The 17,096-nt window shown below is 43.7% G+C and carries 18 protein-coding genes; 9 read left to right on the forward strand and 9 right to left on the reverse strand.

Annotated elements, in window-relative coordinates:
* Positions 1–4 precede the first annotated feature (4 nt).
* A complete protein-coding gene (locus LDO37_RS07610; protein ID WP_399481023.1) occupies positions 5–535 on the forward strand; it encodes a GNAT family N-acetyltransferase in 531 nt (176 codons plus the stop codon).
* 28 nt (positions 536–563) lie between these two features.
* On the opposite strand, the gene LDO37_RS07615 is transcribed toward LDO37_RS07610, so the two are convergent.
* Positions 564–1,013: a tellurite resistance TerB family protein gene (locus LDO37_RS07615; protein WP_126606269.1), complete on the reverse strand. Its 450-nt coding sequence runs from the start codon at positions 1,011–1,013 to the stop codon at positions 564–566.
* A 395-nt stretch (positions 1,014–1,408) separates the two neighbouring features.
* Here LDO37_RS07615 and LDO37_RS07620 point away from each other — a divergent pair, with 395 nt between their 5' ends.
* On the forward strand, positions 1,409–1,696 hold the full coding sequence (locus LDO37_RS07620) for a UxaA family hydrolase (protein ID WP_101113684.1): 288 nt from the start codon (positions 1,409–1,411) through the stop codon (positions 1,694–1,696).
* Positions 1,697–1,713: 17 nt separating this feature from the next.
* Positions 1,714–2,880 carry a UxaA family hydrolase gene (locus LDO37_RS07625; RefSeq protein WP_101113685.1) on the forward strand — a complete coding sequence of 389 codons (1,167 nt, stop codon included), beginning with the start codon at positions 1,714–1,716 and terminating at the stop codon, positions 2,878–2,880.
* Positions 2,881–3,052: 172 nt separating this feature from the next.
* Here LDO37_RS07625 and LDO37_RS07630 read toward each other — a convergent pair whose 3' ends face one another.
* The 8 genes from LDO37_RS07630 to LDO37_RS07665 form a co-directional block, all read right to left on the reverse strand.
* On the reverse strand, positions 3,053–3,772 hold the full coding sequence (locus LDO37_RS07630) for a GntR family transcriptional regulator (RefSeq protein ID WP_126606268.1): 720 nt from the start codon (positions 3,770–3,772) through the stop codon (positions 3,053–3,055).
* Positions 3,773–3,944: 172 nt separating this feature from the next.
* Positions 3,945–4,943 carry an alcohol dehydrogenase catalytic domain-containing protein gene (locus LDO37_RS07635; protein ID WP_104399070.1) on the reverse strand — a complete coding sequence of 333 codons (999 nt, stop codon included), beginning with the start codon at positions 4,941–4,943 and terminating at the stop codon, positions 3,945–3,947.
* A gap of 25 nt (positions 4,944–4,968) precedes the next feature.
* Positions 4,969–5,736, reverse strand: a complete 768-nt coding sequence (locus LDO37_RS07640) for an SDR family NAD(P)-dependent oxidoreductase (RefSeq protein WP_101113688.1) — start codon at positions 5,734–5,736, stop codon at positions 4,969–4,971.
* Complete coding sequence (hisD, locus tag LDO37_RS07645; RefSeq protein WP_126606267.1) at positions 5,736–7,040, reverse strand: histidinol dehydrogenase; 1,305 nt, start codon at positions 7,038–7,040, stop codon at positions 5,736–5,738. Before hisD ends, LDO37_RS07640 begins: the two co-directional genes overlap by 1 nt.
* A 145-nt stretch (positions 7,041–7,185) precedes the next feature.
* Entirely contained in the window at positions 7,186–8,508 is a 1,323-nt protein-coding gene (locus LDO37_RS07650) for a TRAP transporter large permease (RefSeq protein WP_101113690.1), read from the reverse strand.
* Positions 8,509–8,516: 8 nt separating this feature from the next.
* Positions 8,517–9,035 carry a TRAP transporter small permease gene (locus tag LDO37_RS07655; RefSeq protein WP_126606266.1) on the reverse strand — a complete coding sequence of 173 codons (519 nt, stop codon included), beginning with the start codon at positions 9,033–9,035 and terminating at the stop codon, positions 8,517–8,519.
* A gap of 71 nt (positions 9,036–9,106) precedes the next feature.
* The gene (locus LDO37_RS07660) at positions 9,107–10,261 is read right to left on the reverse strand and encodes a TRAP transporter substrate-binding protein (protein ID WP_126606265.1); all 1,155 of its coding nucleotides are present in this window, start codon (positions 10,259–10,261) and stop codon (positions 9,107–9,109) included.
* Between the two features lie 130 nt (positions 10,262–10,391).
* Positions 10,392–10,664, reverse strand: coding sequence for a hypothetical protein (locus LDO37_RS07665; protein ID WP_101113693.1), 273 nt, complete (start codon positions 10,662–10,664; stop codon positions 10,392–10,394).
* 352 nt (positions 10,665–11,016) lie between these two features.
* On the opposite strand from LDO37_RS07665, the gene LDO37_RS07670 reads away from it, so the two are divergent.
* From LDO37_RS07670 to LDO37_RS07695, 6 genes are all read left to right on the forward strand, one after another.
* Positions 11,017–12,066 carry a LacI family DNA-binding transcriptional regulator gene (locus tag LDO37_RS07670; protein ID WP_185829705.1) on the forward strand — a complete coding sequence of 350 codons (1,050 nt, stop codon included), beginning with the start codon at positions 11,017–11,019 and terminating at the stop codon, positions 12,064–12,066.
* Between the two features lie 996 nt (positions 12,067–13,062).
* Entirely contained in the window at positions 13,063–13,929 is an 867-nt protein-coding gene (locus tag LDO37_RS07675; protein WP_224055393.1) for a LysR family transcriptional regulator, read from the forward strand.
* Between the two features lie 295 nt (positions 13,930–14,224).
* Positions 14,225–14,452 carry a Flp family type IVb pilin gene (locus tag LDO37_RS07680; RefSeq protein WP_317982734.1) on the forward strand — a complete coding sequence of 76 codons (228 nt, stop codon included), beginning with the start codon at positions 14,225–14,227 and terminating at the stop codon, positions 14,450–14,452.
* A 56-nt stretch (positions 14,453–14,508) separates the two neighbouring features.
* The gene (locus tag LDO37_RS07685; protein WP_126607517.1) at positions 14,509–15,282 is read left to right on the forward strand and encodes a pilus assembly protein CpaB; all 774 of its coding nucleotides are present in this window, start codon (positions 14,509–14,511) and stop codon (positions 15,280–15,282) included.
* Positions 15,282–16,586 (forward strand): type II and III secretion system protein family protein, encoded by a 1,305-nt coding sequence (locus LDO37_RS07690; RefSeq protein WP_126607518.1) that lies wholly within the window; start codon positions 15,282–15,284, stop codon positions 16,584–16,586. Before LDO37_RS07685 ends, LDO37_RS07690 begins: the two co-directional genes overlap by 1 nt.
* On the forward strand, positions 16,586–17,095 hold the full coding sequence (locus LDO37_RS07695) for a hypothetical protein (RefSeq protein ID WP_126607519.1): 510 nt from the start codon (positions 16,586–16,588) through the stop codon (positions 17,093–17,095). The genes LDO37_RS07690 and LDO37_RS07695 overlap by 1 nt, the downstream gene beginning before the upstream one ends.
* Position 17,096 lies beyond the last annotated feature (1 nt).

Consider the following 17,096-nt stretch of genomic DNA (forward strand, 5'->3'; position numbering starts at 1 on the left):
TAACATGAGTTGTGAGTTGGCAGGTGACGAAACGTTGAATATTGTTGTTAGGGAAGCAGAGGTGTCGGACGCATTGGGCATCATCAACATACTGAATCCGATCATTGAAGAGGGGCGTTTCACCATATTGGATAAGACCTTTTCTCTGAAGGAAGAAGAAGCGTTTATTCGACAATTTCCAACGCGTGGTGTGTTTCAGGTCGCGGTATTAGAACAGTGCAATACTGTGGTCGGTTTTCAAAATGTAGAGCCATTTGCCGCTTACACAAAAGCATTTGATCATGTTGGTGTAATCGGTACTTTCGTGGATAGCCAATTTCGAAGGCAAGGTATCGCAAAGCAATTGTTTCAAGCGACGTTCTATTCAGCGAAAGGTAAAGGGTACGAGAAGTTATTTGCGTACGTGAGAGGAGACAACGGCAGGGCGCTGTCAACGTATCTAAACCACGGGTTTGAAGTCATCGGGACAGCAAAAAGCCATGCAAAAATGCGTGGCAAGCTGATAGATGAAATATTGATTGAAAAGTTCCTTTAGGTAACCCGTCTTAGTCGGGGGGAACCTATCACCTATCTCCCGTCACTTCCAATTTAGTCTTGATGAAATCTTTATGATCAACATAAAGTAATTCAGCCGCTTTTCTGATGACGGATTCCTCTAAAGGATCCAAATGCTTGTCGGCGTAGGCGACCTCCCACAAAGCTTTGATGACAGCAATGCGTTCTGGTTGATCAAGGTGTCTGAGTTGAGAAGTAAACTCATAGAGAGAAGAGACATCTTTTGATTGATTCTTAGCTTGTTCCAATAAGGCTTTCGCTTCTGCTTCATCCACTTCGAGCACTTTCTTTAGCATGGACAAAGTGGCTTTTTCTTCCGATTCATCAATGTGGTGATCAGCTCCAGACACTTCAAAAAACAGTGAGGCAATGGCCAAATTGGGGTGGGTCGATTCGCCTGAATTCAGATCGCTGCCTTCAGTAAGCTGCTTAAAAATTTTAGATAGAGTAGAGATCATCTTTATCTCCTAACGATTGGCATTATTTAAACTTGAAGCTCTGATTAACTTTGGGGCAAAGACCGTCAATTGCAAGTTGCGATAGTAAATGATCCAAGTGTTGATCCTCTCATACTGATTTGGATGAAAATGATAATTTGAAGTAAATCACGATTATTGAAATTGAATAAATGACGTATTTCTAGTGTTGTTTACCAATAGGTTATTGAATAATAAATATTTAAAATGAAGTTCTTCCATATATCTTATGTCTTATATAAGATATAAGATATAAAATCCTATTGATTGCAAATTAATCGATTGGTACTTTGGATCTCAACATCAACAAGTCACAAGAACATATGCCTGAGAGAGGGTTTTCAGGTGGTCTAAATAACGCAACTAAGGACAGAGATATGAGCGAAACACACTTCCTAGTTCACGACGTAAACGATAGCGTGGGCGTAATGGTGGTTGAGAATGTTGTGAAAGGCATGCAAGTCACCGGATACATGATGGATACCGATGAAGAGATCGTTTTGACTGCACTGAATGACATTCCCCTTGGTCATAAAATTGCTTTGAGGGATCTTGATGTGGGCGACACCATTATCAAGTACAACGAAGACATGGGCAAAGTCGTGGAATCTATCTCTGCTGGCGGTCACGCTCACGTTCACAATATTAAAACCAAGCGCTGGTAATCAAAGGAGTGATAAAAATGAAACGTAATACATTTATGGGTTATCGTCGCGAAAACGGTCGAGTGGGCGTACGCAACCATGTACTGATTCTTCCGTTGGATGACATTTCAAACGCAGCGTGTGAATCCGTTGCCAATAACATTAAAGGCACCATCGCGATTCCACACGCATATGGTCGTTTGCAATTCGGTGCCGATCTGGATTTGCATTTTAGAACCATTATTGGAACGGGTGCGAATCCAAACGTTGCCGCAGTAGTGGTCATTGGTATCGAGCCAGGTTGGACACAGAAGGTAGTGGATGGCATTGCTGAAACGGGCAAACCAGTAAAAGGGTTTTCGATTGAGCAAAACGGCGACATTAACACTGTGGCTGCGGCGTCTCGTACGGCAAAAGAGTTTGTCCACTACGCGACAGCATTAAGCCGAGAAGAGTGCCCAATTAGTGACTTATGGGTCGCTGTGAAATGTGGTGAATCGGATACGACGTCTGGTTTATCTGCTAACCCAACCGTGGGTAACTTCATCGACAAGATGAACGAAGCGGGTGCGACAACATGCTTTGGAGAAACATCGGAAATCACGGGTGCCGAGCAGATTGTTAAAGGTCGAGCGGCTACGCCAGAAGCTGGCGAGAAGTTTATGAAAACTTGGTCATCCTATAACGAGTTTATTCTGGCAGAGAAAACGAACGATCTTTCTGACTCGCAACCGACGAAAGGGAACATCGAAGGTGGCTTAACCACGATTGAAGAGAAAGCGCTCGGTAACGTGCAAAAAATCGGTAAGAAAACACAGTACGTAGACGTGTTAGAGCCAGCTGAAACACCAGCGAAAGGCCCTGGTTTGTACTTTATGGATACTTCTTCTGCCGCAGCAGAATGTAATACTCTACAAGCCGCTGGTGGCTATGCGGTTCACCTATTCCCAACGGGACAAGGTAACGTAATTGGCAACCCAATTATGCCTGTGCTTAAGATCACTGGAAACCCAAGAACAGTGCGTACAATGAGTGAGCATATCGATCACGATGTGTCTGCAATTCTACGCCACGAAATGACGTTGGATGAAGCTGGAGATGAATTGATCGAAATGGTTATAGACACAGCAAATGGTCGTAATACCTGTGCGGAAGTTCTTGGTCATGTTGAGTTTTCACTCACTAAGTTGTATCGAAGCGCATAGCGATTTTCGAATCCACGGTCACTTATATCAATCACTCCCAAGCCTTTCTTTTTAGAAAGGCTTTTTCGTCCCTGCTTGAGGGAGCAAGGGCTCTACAGAAACGAATAGCTTACAGACGAATACCTTCCAGAATTAGCTGCAGGAGATCGACGCAAGTTTACGAGGTGTTCTTCTAGCTCAGTTCGTTCAAGTAACAATGCTGATCGGTATGGCAGCGCGTGACTCTAAGTTCCACCGCTTCTCCATTCAAAGCGTATGCCACACGTTTGGCTTCTAGCAGTGGTGTTCCAGTCTTTATCTCTAGGTGGGTTTCTTCTGTGTCATTTGACAAAACGGCTCTCAGCTTTTCGATAACTTTAACCACAGACAACCCAAATTCACGCTGGTAAAAGCTATATAGCGTATTGGGAAGCTCATCGGTTAGCGGCATGTTGGCGAACAGCTTTTCTGGCAGAGAGATAGTCTCGTATATGACAGGAACACCTTCAAGTGCGCGAGTTCGAGTAATTCGAATAACTTGTTCTTCATCGGATAAATCCAACGATTCGCTTTCGAGAAGAGTGGCAGGGTAGCGATTAAAGTCGAGTATTGTACTTTCAGGAAGATGACGTTTCCCTTGTAAATCAACTAATCGAAAGAAATGGTAGAGCGGTTGTTCTTGTGTGTGTTCGGCTACGTAAGTGCCTTTACCTTGTCGACGAACCACCAACTTTTCCGCTGCCAATTCATCGAGGGCCTTCCTTACAGTGCCCTGGCTGACTTGCAACTCATCCGCTAACTGAAATTCACTGGGTAAAGGGCTACCCGGTAACCACACTTTATCGATCAATCTTTGTATCAAAAGCTCTTTTACTTGCATGTACAAAGGAAGAAAGTGGGTGGGTTTATTCATGAGATGTGTGCTCTTTACTCGTTCGTTTCTTAAGCTTCATATTAACAATCAAGAGGTAAGCTGTCTGTAGTGGAATGGAATAAATACAGTGTTTTGAGCGAATTTAGGTGTGATACCAGTTAGAAAAATCCCTAGTGGTTTTCTAGGGATTTTTTAGGAACGGTTTGTTGCGTTAGGCACTTACATCGAGAATGATTTTGGCTGCTGCGGTTCGGTTGTTATCAAGATCATCAAAAGCCTGACTTCCCAAACTTAAAGGGCGCTCCTCAATCCACGATAACTCACCCAATGCACCACGGTGTAAAGCATCTACGGCTGAAATCATATCCAGTTGAGTGTAAGAAAATGAACCCAAAACAGCGACTTCTTGAAGGGTCATTTTCCGTACATCGAATTCGCCAAAGGAATCTTGTAACCCCACATGCATGAATACGCCACCCTGTTTAACCGCGTTCATCCCCGCATTGCGTGTATGGCTAGAGCCTACTGCATCGACAACCACATCAATACTAGATTCATCAACGGGTTCGTCTTTAGCTGGGTTGTGTAAGTCAGTAATTCCAGAAACCCTAGCGGTGTTGAGCCTTTGCGCGTTCGTATCACTTAGAATAATGTGTCTTGCGCCTTTTAGTTTGAGAAAAAGGGCGCAAAGCAACCCGATGGACCCGCCACCAATGACCATTGCAGTGCTTTCACTTAACGTCCGGTGCATGTGTTTTTCCACCAGCGCTATGGCGTGTAAAGCCGTTGCTGCGGGTTCGGCTAAGGCGGCATGTTCTGGTTTCATACCCTCAGGCACTGGAATGAGATTGGTTTCCGGTATCACCGTATATTCAGCAAACGCACCTGGCATTTTTAACCCAATGGCCGTTCGATTTTCACACAAATTAGTTCTGCCGCTTAAGCAGTCGGCGCACTCCATGCATGTAATCAAAGGGTTAAGGACAACTCGCTTGTTCAAGTACTTACCATTCATGGCAATACCACAGGCTTCATGCCCAAGAATCAAAGGGGGTACGCGTCTTGGGTCGTGTCCGTGATAAGCGTGCATATCGGAACCGCAAATGCCCGCTTTCTCTATTTTCACCAATACCTCGCCTTCCTGCGGGGTAGGCGTGTTTTGCATTTCAAAGGTGACTTCGTTTTTATTGGTATAAACGAGTGCTTTCATGATTCTATCCTTTTTAAATTCACCGTCACTTAGCCGTAAACCCACCATCCACAAACAAGGTTTGACCCGTTACGTAGTCCGAAGCGTGTGAAGCAAAAAACAGTATGGGACCATTTAAATCTTCCATTTCCCCGTTTCTGCCAATCGCCGTTTGATTGGCGAGTACTTGCAGTTTGTCTGCATCTTCAAACAAGGGTTGCGTCAATTCACTCGGGAAGAAGCCAGGAGCGATGGCGTTGCACGTGATGCCGTCACCAGACCAAGCTTCTGCCATGGCACGAGTCAGCTGACATACGCCACCTTTCGATGCGCCGTAAGGCACACTGTTGGCAAACGCACGCTCGCTTTGCAGTGAGGCGATATTGATGATCTTTCCGTATCCCTTTTCTTTCATGTCTGGTACCAAGGCTTTTGCAAGAAAGAAGGGCAATTTTAGGTTGATGTTGAGAGTGCTATCCCAGCTCGTCTCATCAACTTCATCAACGGGTTGGCGCAAGTTCTGACCTGCAACATTCGCCAAAATATCCGGCGCACCATAGATGGATTTGCACTGCGCAATATGTTGTTCTAACTGGTCAAAGCGTGTTAAATCGCAACGAATGTAACTCGCCGTTCCTCCCTCCATCTCGATCTCTGCCACTGTGTCTTTGAGGGGAGAATCACGCCTGCCCATGATGACAACTTTAGCACCAGCGGCCGCAAGCGTTTTGGCAAACTGGCGGCCGATACCGGAACCGCCGCCAGTGACCAGTGCGACTTGCCCTTCAATAGAGAAATTCGCCGATGTGCTCATTATTTGTATCCCAACTCAAACTGTTCTTCAGGGAAGTATTTTGCCAATCGAGCATCACCTGTTCTGGCATGCGCTTCCATACCTTCAAGACGAGAAATACGCGCGGTAACGGCGGCAACCTCACGGTTCGCTTCTTCGCTCAGGCGTTGGAACGAACAGATCTTAATGAACTTGCTGACCGACAATCCACCGGTGTACTTCGCCGCGCCTTTGGTCGGAAGAATGTGGTTAGGCCCTGAGCACTTATCACCAAATGCGACAGTGGATTCCTCTCCTAAGAAAAGTGAGCCGTAGTTCGATAAGTTTTCTAGCCACCAATCAAGATCGTCAGTTTGAACTTCCAAATGCTCCGAGGCGTATTCGTCACTGATTTGAACCACTTCTTCGCGCGTGTCACACACAATGACTTCACCATAATCATCCCAAGCAGCAGTCGCAGCTTGTTTGGCTGTGTCTGGCAGGTCGGCGATCAGCTCCGGAACTCGCTTCATCACTTGTTCTGCAAGCGAATCAGACGTTGTGAATAACCAAGCAGGGCTATCGAAGCCATGTTCGGCTTGGCCTACCAAGTCAACAGCGACGATTTCAGGATCCGCTGTTTCATCCGCAATCACTGCAATTTCAGACGGACCAGCAAACATGTCTATACCGACTTGACCGTAAAGTTGACGCTTAGATTCCGCGACAAACCGATTACCTGGTCCCACCAATATGTCGGCTTTGTTTCCGGTAAATAAACCATTCGCCATAGATGCAATACCCTGAACGCCACCTAGTGCCAACATATAATCTGCGCCACACAGTTTCATGGTGTAGAGCACCGCTGGGTTAATGCCAACCTCAGGTCGAGCTGGAGAGCAAGCCACAACATTTTTTACGCCCGCTACTTTGGCGGTGGTGATACTCATGATGGCTGACGCAATGTGAGAGTATCGTCCTCCCGGTACATAACAGCCCGCAGTGTTCATTGGGATAAGCTTTTGCCCTGCGTATAAGCCAGGAGACAGCTCCACTTCGAACTCTTTTAAAGAATCTAATTGCGCTTGAGCGAATCGTTTGACTCGGTCGTAAGCAAATTTGATGTCCGCCTTCATCTGATCGGTGAGTTGCTCTTCGGCAGCTTGAATCGCTTCTTCACCAACAAGGATATCGCCATCCCAATCGTCGAAGGATTTTGTGAAGTCGACGACTTGTTGTTCACCACCTTCTGCAATTTTAGCAAGCATGTCGCTGACGATTCGGCTTGTATCTTGTTCGCCAGTTGAAGCTGTTTTTATCGCCTTTTTCTTATATTGAATTGCCATTATTATCTCCTTGGAAATGTGCTTCTTTCAAAAAATTGGCGTGCAGAAACCCCTACAGCGATCGCTGCACGTTTAAAGCTATTTGTTACATGAGTAGTTCTGTTACGTGACTAGTTCTGTTACATGAATTAACGCGTTATGCGAATCAGTTAAATTGGAGTGCCCATAGTGAAATCTCTGGAACAAATGCCAAGAGTAAAACCACTAGTAGCATCGACAGTACGTAAGGTGCTGCGTACTTAGCCACTTGCAAAACCGGTGTCTGGGTAACCCCTGAAACAACAAACAGATTCAACCCTAATGGTGGTGTGATGAATCCGACGCCCAGTGCGGTCACCATCATGATACAAAAGTGAATTTCATCCATGCCGATCGATTGAGCCAAAGGCAACAAGATGGGGGAAAGCACCACAATATTGGGTGTGGTTTCCATGACGCATCCAGCCAGAATTAGGATTCCAATCATAATCAGCGTTAGGTACACCGGATCTTCCGTGATGTTGGTCATCTGAGTCACGAAGCTTTGCGGAATTTCCAATACCGCCAAGGTTTGTGCCAAAGGAAGTGACATCGCAATGATTGGCAGAATGATTCCATTAATTTTCGCTGAACTGTAAAGCATTTTAGGGAAATCACGCCAAGTAATGGTTCGCTGGTATAAACCGATGCTCAACCCTACGAGTACTGCAACCGCTGCCGCTTCAGTTGGTGTGAAAATACCGGAATAGATACCACCAAGAATAATGAAAGGGATCAGTAATGCATCGCGTGAGTTATAAATAGTCGCAAACCAATGCTTTAGTGAGAATCCTGTTTTCGAATTTTCGTACCCATTAATGGCGTTAAGCACAACATTGGTCGCCATGATAGAAATCATAATGAGTAAGCCTGGGATAGCAGCAGCCAAAAACAGCGTTGAGGCTGAAATACCCAAAATCAAACCAATAATGATGTAAGCGATAGACGGTGGGATCAGAATACCCGTACAAGCACCAGCAGCGACAAGAGCACATGCATACGCTTTTGGGTAACCTCTGTCGACTAAGCGATCAATCGTCATTCGGCCTACGGCGGCCGCACCAGCGGCATCAGATCCTGATATACAAGCGAAAAAACCACACCCCAAAACGGTTGATGTCCCTAAGCCTGATTTCGCACTGCCCGTCGAGGCTTCTGCAACATCCAGCAGTTTATTGGAAAGCCCCGTTCTTACCAGTACGTCGCCCGTTAAAATAAACAATGGGATGGCGATAAGTGCGAATGCATCGATACCGTCAAATAATGACTCACCCACTAGAGAAAGTGGCAGCACATCAGTAAAGACCAACATCGCGATAGAGCCTAAACCCAGAACCACCCAAATTGGTACGGCTAAGAAAATCATGACCACCATGGCAATAACAGGACCGTAAACGGCAATGCCATAAGAAGCAGCGGAGGCTTGGTCGAGCAAATAGTAGTTATTCATTTTTCCTCCTAATCGATCAAGCGTTCGCCTTGGTATACCTGTCCGTTGTTGAGCAGTGCTTTCACATCCCTTTTAATGGACTGAAGCAAGCGCAAAACAATTAAGGTGAAACCAAAGGGAACTGCAAATAAAAACCAAACTTGGCTGATGCGTAAACCATGGGTCACGGAGCCGAATTCGAGAGACGTTAATACGGGTCCGATAGAGACGATCAATGAAATCACTGCAAGCCCCAACGTAAGAAAGTCGCTGAACAGGTACACGGCAATTTGTGCGCGATTTGGCAAGAACCCCAGCAAAACATCTATGCGTATGTGAGCGCGGTTTTTAACCGCAAGTGAAGCGCCTATCCAAGCTAGGTAGATAAAGCAGTATCGAGCGACTTCTTCTCCCCAAATGGAGGAATAACTGAGCACAAATCGTCTGGTGACTTCAGAGATGATCGTCAGTACGATCATTGAATAGAACATTAGGCAGAGCCATCGTTCTAAATTTTGCTCTATGGTTGAAAACCGACTTTGTTGCATGTTTTACACCTTGATAAGGGAAACAAAAGAGAAAAAGGGCAGCCGCAAAGTAAACTACGGCTGCCAACGCCCTACACGTCATGGACGTAGTAACGTCCTTTAGTGTTCGCTGCTTCAAGCAACTTGTCGAAAGTGTCCAGCGATCCCGCCAGTGACTTCTTCGTTGAATCCCAAACCGCCAGTTGATGCCCTGCTTTTTCTTGCCATTGAGCAAGCTCTGAAGGCGTAGGGGAGTAGAATTGAACGTTATTCTTAGCAAGTTCAGACATCGCATATGCCCTTGCAGCGGGAACTTTAGCGAGGTTTTGATGCGCTGTTACTTCGCTTGCGGCTTCAATTGCTTCTTGCACGTCTTTTGGTAGCTTGTTAAACCACTGCAAGTTACATGAGAACACTTGAGCATCCGGTACTGAACGGATGAAAGTCACAGAAGAAAGCACATCTTTAAACCCGAAAATGTTTAACGCTTCTACACTCGGATCCAGTGCATCGGCGACACCCTGTTTAATAGCGGAAGGTGTTTCCCCCCAAGCGATTGGCGTAGGGTTCGCACCGAGCAAGTGGTAAAACTGTTGAAGGATTTTAGAACCCGGAACTCGGAACTTAATGCCTTCCATTTGATCTGGGGTTTTAATGATTTCGTCTCTGCCTTTACGAAGGGCAACAACACGTGGATCGATGGTGACGTACCACAATGCTTTAAAGTTACGTTCTTCAAGCTTAGGGTCCACTTCTGCTTTCCACTCCGCTGAATTCACCAAGTTGACAAACTTTTGGTTTTCACCACACCAATAAGGAATATTGATTAAGTCCACAACAGGTGCGAAAGAAGAGAAATTAGAAAGCGAGTGCTGCGCAGCCTGAATGGTGCCTTGCTGTACTTTCTGAGCCAGTGCGCCCCCAGCACCAAGTTGACCACCTGGCGCTAATTTCACGTAGACCTGACCGTTGGTCATATTTTGGATATTCTCTTTGAAATCCAATTGCATAATAGGGTAACCACGAGATGCACCGAGAATGTAAGCGGTTGCAATGGTCATCGTGTATTTGGCTGCTTTCTGACGTTCACGCTCTTCTTTTGAGATAGCGGCAGCGGCTGTTGGGCTCATTAAAGCGCCCGCAGCACCCACCATTATCGCGGCAGTGACACTGGCTTTACCTGCAACTTCAAAGAATTTCCGACGCTCGATAGACTCGATTTGGTCGCTTTCGTTGATTCCTTTCATTTTTTGACTCCATGTTCACGTGATTGAAATGACGTTGGATTGTTGTCTACGAACCTGTTTTAGCGTCTAACACGGGCAACGCTTTACTGCTGATGGGCAGTGCATCGACCATCTACTCAAAACTGAGTTCTTAGGTTGTTTGTTTTTCTTGCTGCAAAATAAAAATGACACCAAATGCAGCGCCTGCGGCAAGCAGCAGTGCTTCTGGTACTACGTCTAAAGGTGGAATAGGAAAGTCGTGCCGAATGGAAGCCCATCCAACAAGAATGTTAGAGAGGTAAAGTACAAAAGAAGCAATACTGAGCACTAAATATTTGCGACTTCCAGCGGTAATAGGCACGGGATGAGATCCTGAAGATTTCTGTGATGCATCAGATGACTTTTCTGATATCGAAGTAGGCATGGTTATCATCCTTGCGTGGTTTGATTAACAACTCATTAACACCACCTTATTTATCGACTAAATAATAGTCAACTGTAAGCGCTTACATTTTTTCAATTAGAGCAAAAGTTAATCAATTTTTTCAATGTTGATCACGGAAATTGATGGTTTTATAGTCAATTGGTTTCATTTTTAATTCGACTATCTTTTGGTGTTTGCAATTTAAGGTTATGAATAATAAAGACTTATCGGTTTCTCTTGCGATTGAAATGCCGCTTGAATTTAAGCTTAGTCACAGTTCGTTATAGTCAATCTGATATAAATGTGTATAAAGTTTATACTGACAAACGTCTTGGTTAACTGTTGGAAAAACATGGTAAAAGGTAAGCGCTTACGCAAATCTTCAGACAAGCCAACTTTGGGCGATGTAGCCAAAGCGGCAGGGGTTTCCACCGCTACGGTTTCACGGGCACTGAATCAACCCCATCAAGTTAAGGAAACGTTGCGGGCTCGCATTGAAGACGAAATTAACAGGCTGGGCTATGTGCGTGATGGCGCTGCGAGGGCACTCGCCTCCAACAAAAAGCGCATGATAGGCGCAATAATTCCAACCATCGATAACGCAATCTTTGCTTCAGGCATTAACGCACTCGAACGACGTTTATATGAAGAGGGATACACTCTTATGTTGGCGGTCAGTAACTACGATCCCAAGCACGAGCTCAAACAGGTTCGAGATATTATGGAGCAGGGGGTTGATGGGTTGCTACTGGTTGGAAATGATCATGCGCCTGAAACGTATTCCATCTTAAAACAACATAACCAGATATTTGCCAATCTTTGGGCGCTGGACCGGACAAGCCCACACCCTTGTGTTGGGTTCGACAATTTCACCGCGGCGCAGCAAGTGACTGAGTATCTCCTTGATCAGGGGCATACTCGCTTTGGACTTATTTCCGGAATAACAAAAGGAAACGACAGAGCAACTGCGCGCTTAGAAGGCGCAAAAGAATCGCTTAAAAAAGCGGGTATCTTCCTGCAGCCCCAAGACGTTGTTGAATGCCGATACGATATATGGGAAGGCAGAAATGCATGTCGACACCTACTGGGTAAACCGGAACGAGAGAGGCCGACTGCTCTTATTTGTGGTAACGACGTGTTGGCGTTTGGCTGTTTAACCGAATGCGATAAATTGGGTATTTCTGTGCCAACGCAAGTCTCCATAACTGGTTTTGATGACTTGCCCTTGTGCGAACACCTGTCACCAAGCTTAACCACTATTCGCGTCCCGTCTCGAATGATGGGTGAAAGAGCGGCCGATTTTATATTGGACCAAATTGCAGGTCGAGAATCTGCGACACATATTGAGGTTCCAACTCAGTTAGTAGTAAGAGAAAGCACCTCCGTTCCTATAACCAAGTAACTCCGAGAAGCTTCGCTCAGTGACTTTTTTACCCCAAAGACTTCCGCACCAAAGGCGTGTCTACCAACGACTTCTCAACCAAAGAAAAGCTAACTGGCTTTCAGCCTAGACGCTGCTCTTTTCATTTTTCCCTTTATTCTAGCGATACGCCTAAAGCTCAATATCCAGATGATGTTTGGATACTCACCTTGGGCGTTATGCTTGCCTTATTACTTCAATTTTCGCTGTTTGAACTGATTGAATAATTATTGGTTTGTCTTCTTACCTTTTGAGCTTGTAAGGCAATGAAACTGCTATAGAGTAAGGCATACGATGAGTGGAGAAGTGTTTTATATCATTGATTGAAAGTGAAACAACTCATTTTTTTACGTAACAGTAGTAGTTAAATTAACGAATAATTTACATGTTGTGGTCTTCTATTATTTCACTAAGAGTTATAGATATATTAATAAATGCAATTTGTCTTTATTACAGCGCAAAAAGAAATAAGTTAGAAAAATAACTGATGTCTACTGTGTGGTAAAAAATATTGTTACATTAGAAATGATACATTTGTTCAAAAAAATGGACAAAGTAATGTACGATTTGTAATCTAATGAAAATTAAGGATTTTTAACCGTTCGCTAACCCATTAATGGCTAGGTATTACAAAGCGTTATCGCGCTATTAGAAAAATTTATAAGAAAATCATATATATGTGATGTGAAATTAGATTATAAAATAAGAATGTTTGTTATCATGCTTTTTATAAATCTTATGGAAGTAATGTTTGTCGTTTGAAATTTAATCAGTTAAAAAAAGAGGTTGTTATAATTGGTTACACACGCCGTTCACGTTCAAACGAAAGATATTGACTTAGCCTGATAGATTCGGTTTCGCGTATTGTAAGTTGGGTGTAGACGATATTTCTTTGCCCCCATTTATATGAACCCTAATTGAATGAGTAGCAGTACAGGCTAGGTTTATAATGGCACTAAATAGTAAGAGTAAAATCAAATGCTGAGAAATGTGATAGAAATTAAATACTTAAAAACATTCTCATGTGTCGCAAAATGTAAGAGCTTTTCGGCTGCAGCTGAGTCATTGTTTATCACTCAGCCCGCCGTATCACAACATATTAAAAAGGTTGAAGCTCATATAGGTGCAAGTATTTTCGACAGGGAAGAAGGTTTTGAGTTAACGACGGAGGGCAAGATCTTACTAAAGTATACTGAACTAAGTTTAGAGCTTTATGATCAGCTTTTCGAAGAGTTAGGGAAAACCAAAAATAAAGAACATTATAAGATTGCGGTATCAGATTCTTTTTCAACTGAATTAGTTGATGAGGTGGTAAAGGCATTTCGTATATTAAGCCATCTCGATCTTAGTTTGGTCAATTTCCGCAATCCGAAAGATTTAGATGCCAGTAAATATGACATTATTCTAGGGGTAAATTCAGAGCCCTCGCGAACAGGACAAATGGTGAAAGTGAAGAGAACCCAATACGTAGTGTGTCAGCGACTAACTGATCAGCCCATTATCCAGAATAATCCGGTTCGTATTGTACATTGCAGCTCTATTGAAAGAGAGCAGGTTTCAGGCCTGCTACAAGAAGTGGGTATTGGAACGGCAAACATACAAAGCTGGTTTAACACGAGTTCTTCAAGGCTAATGAAAGGTGAAATGGAAGAACCTGGTACGGTATTAGTTTGTCCAAGTTGGAGTATTCAATCAAATAATCTTAGGGTACATAAAACATCTAATATCGTGAATTGTTTTGCATGGTGCAGTGAGTCGACATTTAAAGAGCTAAGCCAAGTCGGGTTGACGAATCAAATCAAAGAGCTATTTATTCAGTCAGAACCCAAACTCGCCACAATGTGATATTTATTCCAAAAAATATCGGTAGTTAAAACGAGATATTAAACTTAAAAAGTTAAAAAATAAGGCAAGCAGGTCAATGCTTGCCTTTTTTATTGTTGGAATTATTTTCTTTTCAATAAAATGATCTAATAAGGTTAGAAACAAAATTTATAATAAATAGCTAAAAACCTAATAGATACGGTTTATCACATACAACTATAAGCATAATTAATAGTTGTATAAGTAACTATTAATTGCCGCTTTTGTTTTCGTTGTTATATTCATTTCGGTTCATTCAAAGAAGGATTAAATGACAATGTTAAACACAATTACAAACCTATTGGCTAAATTCCAACAAGACGAGCGCGGTGTAACTGCAGTTGAATATGCAATCATTGCTGTTGTTATTTCGGGCATTATTTTGGCGGCATTTAACAGTGGTTTAGGTGATGCCATTAGAAGTGCGATTGAAAATGTTACTTCAAATATAGAGCAAGTTACCCCTTCTGGTGGTAATGGTGGCGGTACTGGCAGCAACGGTTAATTATTCTCACCATATGGGTAGGCTTTTCCTACCCACAATCATAAGAGTTACGCTTCATGAGTAAACCTGTTCTCTTTATCTTACTTTCTGCGTTGTTATTTCTAGGGCTGTTTTATTCCAAAGATATTTTATTTGCTAGTGAAGCCCCAGTAATACCCGCTTCAACACAAGAAGCGACGGTTAACGTTCTGACTTTAGTTGAGCCTGTAGAAAAAGGGGTTCAATACAGCTTGGCCAATGTGGAATGGGTTGAGATGACAGAAACAAAAGCGCAGCAAAATGGCTTGCTGGTTCAAGGCAGCAAGATTCCAAAAAGTAGTCTTTTTAGAGCTCAACTTAGCAAAGGAACACTGCTTAAAAGATCTCAGCTATCGTTCCCTGGTGACGATGATTACATCAGCTTTACTTTGGCGAAAGATCACGTGCCTTACTACTACGAAACCGATGGGAAAAGTGTGCTAGATGCCATTGGCACCTATTCGGGTGACAAAGTCAGCTTCATCTCCACCACCAATTCCTATTCGAATATTCATGAAGCGGAATTTAAAGATGTGGGCAACCTGATTTCTGAAGTTCTGATTCATGACGCTAAGGTTATCCAAGTCACCGATACAGGCGAATCCAGCAGCGAGCAGGGGCGTCAAGTTAAAGCAAAACGCTTGGTGATTGAGTTGAGTATTCGTCAGGTAATGAAATTGGATATCGCTAAGCAAATTGGGCAGATCAGTATTGTGCCCTCCAACATGACCAATCAGTTTCTTTCCGTACGCAGCGTTGACTTACTTGAAAAACAACATGGGGTCAGAGAACTCAGAGCAGGCAGTGAATAATGAAAAATACAAAAGTAGCCGTTCTCATTTTTGCTTTATTTACGCACCTCAATATTGGCGCAGCTGAACTGGTGTCGATAGATCAGGGCGCGGCAAAAACGGTGAAAACCAATCGAACGATAGATACCGTTTTTGTGTCCGACCAAAACATCGCCGACTACAAAGTAATAGATGAAACCAAAATCGTAATCCATGGAGTCAGTGTGGGCACGGCGAGTTTGATCGTTTTTGATCGCGGTGGCAATGAAATCTACAACTCAGAAATTGTAGTGAATAAGAGTTTGCGTTTGGTTAAGCAGATGCTTGTTGCTCATTTTCCGGATGAAGAAGTCAACGTGACTAATGTCGGTGAGCAGGTGGTTTTAGACGGCACCGTTCAAAGCGAAGAAGTAAAAAAGAAAATCTATCGCTTAGTTGGTGAAATGCTGAAGAAAAAATCCACGAGAAATACATACAAGTTGGAAGACAGTGGGTCTGATAACGAGTTGGATTACACCGAAAGTTTCGTTTTCGAAGGGATTATCAATCACCTCAAGGTTCTGTCCACCGAACAAATAAACGTAAAGCTGACCGTCGCAGAAGTCTCTAGCAACTTTTTGTCGGAACTGGGTGTTTCGTACAGCAACATTGGTCAACCCGGTAAATACGTGAAACAAATCTTAGAATTTTCGGCTGAGGACATCGTCGCGGTGATTGCCGCCAGTAAGGACGATTCCATTGGGCAAGTGCTCGCAGAGCCAAATCTGTCGGTTATTTCTGGCGAAACCGCGAGCTTTTTAGTCGGCGGCGAATTACCAATGGTGGTGCGAGACGGCGATGGTGTGTCCATCTCATACAAAGAGTACGGCATTAAACTATCGATGGTCGGTAAAGTAACGGACACAGAAAACATTCGATTAACACTTCTGCCTGAAGTGAGTTCGATTGATGCATCGAATAGCCAAAGTAACGCGTTCTACAACATGCCTTCTCTACGTACTCGAAAAGCACAAACCACAGTGCAACTTAAAGATGGGCAAAGTTTTGTTCTCGCAGGGTTATTAACAACAGAAGAGCGTGAAACATTAAGCCGGATTCCTGTCTTGGGCGACATCCCAATTCTTGGCGCGTTGTTTAGCCACACCAAATCCAACCGTACGAAAACTGAATTGATCATAGTAGCCACCGTTAACTTAGTTGATCCGGTAAAAAGCAAAGACATCAAGTTGCCAAAGTTCAAAGCGAGCAGCGATTTAGAGCGGCTATTCAGAATCAATTTATCTGATCCAGAAGTAGAACAAACCATAAAAGCAGGAGGTTTTTAATGCTCTTAAGACACTCATTCGTTTCAAAAATTGTGACGATTTCAGCGCCTCTTTTGCTTATCGGTTGCAGTTCTCCAATGTCTACGAACTCAACCCAAGTCGATGAGTTAGAGCAGATATACGAATTTAATGTTGTTGATAAACACATCGCGTTGAAACGCAGCATGGGGTTTATCGGCGACGTGAATAAGCACCACAAAAAGTCGGAGTTTGAAGTCTTCTATCACCCTAACGAAAGTGAGTTTGTTGCGGAATTATTGGAGTCGGCGAAAACAAAAGGCATTGATCGCCATCGAATCAGCGCGAAGTTAAAAGAATCAGGTGACACAGATAGTGAGTCTCGCCCGTTGTCCGATAAAGCTGTCTCAATTGTTTCTCGATACACCTTAGTTAACGAGAAACAGTGCGAATCTCTTCATATGGGTAATGCGCAAAACTTCCATTTCGGGTGCGCGGTTGAATACAACCGAGTGATCAGCCTGAGTCAGCCTCTGAAAGGTGTTAAGTAAG

This window comes from Vibrio penaeicida, assembly GCF_019977755.1.
Lineage (GTDB): Bacteria > Pseudomonadota > Gammaproteobacteria > Enterobacterales > Vibrionaceae > Vibrio > Vibrio penaeicida.

Bases quoted from the DNA above. Each gene is read 5' to 3' on its own strand.
- LDO37_RS07610 (WP_399481023.1), top strand. From the start codon at position 5: ATGAGTTGTGAGTTGGCAGGTGACGAAACGTTGAATATTGTTGTTAGG.
- LDO37_RS07615 (WP_126606269.1), bottom strand. From the start codon at position 1,013: ATGATCTCTACTCTATCTAAAATTTTTAAGCAGCTTACTGAAGGCAGC.
- LDO37_RS07620 (WP_101113684.1), top strand. From the start codon at position 1,409: ATGAGCGAAACACACTTCCTAGTTCACGACGTAAACGATAGCGTGGGC.
- LDO37_RS07625 (WP_101113685.1), top strand. From the start codon at position 1,714: ATGAAACGTAATACATTTATGGGTTATCGTCGCGAAAACGGTCGAGTG.
- LDO37_RS07630 (WP_126606268.1), bottom strand. From the start codon at position 3,772: ATGAATAAACCCACCCACTTTCTTCCTTTGTACATGCAAGTAAAAGAG.
- LDO37_RS07635 (WP_104399070.1), bottom strand. From the start codon at position 4,943: ATGAAAGCACTCGTTTATACCAATAAAAACGAAGTCACCTTTGAAATG.
- LDO37_RS07640 (WP_101113688.1), bottom strand. From the start codon at position 5,736: ATGAGCACATCGGCGAATTTCTCTATTGAAGGGCAAGTCGCACTGGTC.
- hisD (WP_126606267.1), bottom strand. From the start codon at position 7,040: ATGGCAATTCAATATAAGAAAAAGGCGATAAAAACAGCTTCAACTGGC.
- LDO37_RS07650 (WP_101113690.1), bottom strand. From the start codon at position 8,508: ATGAATAACTACTATTTGCTCGACCAAGCCTCCGCTGCTTCTTATGGC.
- LDO37_RS07655 (WP_126606266.1), bottom strand. From the start codon at position 9,035: ATGCAACAAAGTCGGTTTTCAACCATAGAGCAAAATTTAGAACGATGG.
- LDO37_RS07660 (WP_126606265.1), bottom strand. From the start codon at position 10,261: ATGAAAGGAATCAACGAAAGCGACCAAATCGAGTCTATCGAGCGTCGG.
- LDO37_RS07665 (WP_101113693.1), bottom strand. From the start codon at position 10,664: ATGCCTACTTCGATATCAGAAAAGTCATCTGATGCATCACAGAAATCT.
- LDO37_RS07670 (WP_185829705.1), top strand. From the start codon at position 11,017: ATGGTAAAAGGTAAGCGCTTACGCAAATCTTCAGACAAGCCAACTTTG.
- LDO37_RS07675 (WP_224055393.1), top strand. From the start codon at position 13,063: ATGCTGAGAAATGTGATAGAAATTAAATACTTAAAAACATTCTCATGT.
- LDO37_RS07680 (WP_317982734.1), top strand. From the start codon at position 14,225: ATGTTAAACACAATTACAAACCTATTGGCTAAATTCCAACAAGACGAG.
- LDO37_RS07685 (WP_126607517.1), top strand. From the start codon at position 14,509: ATGAGTAAACCTGTTCTCTTTATCTTACTTTCTGCGTTGTTATTTCTA.
- LDO37_RS07690 (WP_126607518.1), top strand. From the start codon at position 15,282: ATGAAAAATACAAAAGTAGCCGTTCTCATTTTTGCTTTATTTACGCAC.
- LDO37_RS07695 (WP_126607519.1), top strand. From the start codon at position 16,586: ATGCTCTTAAGACACTCATTCGTTTCAAAAATTGTGACGATTTCAGCG.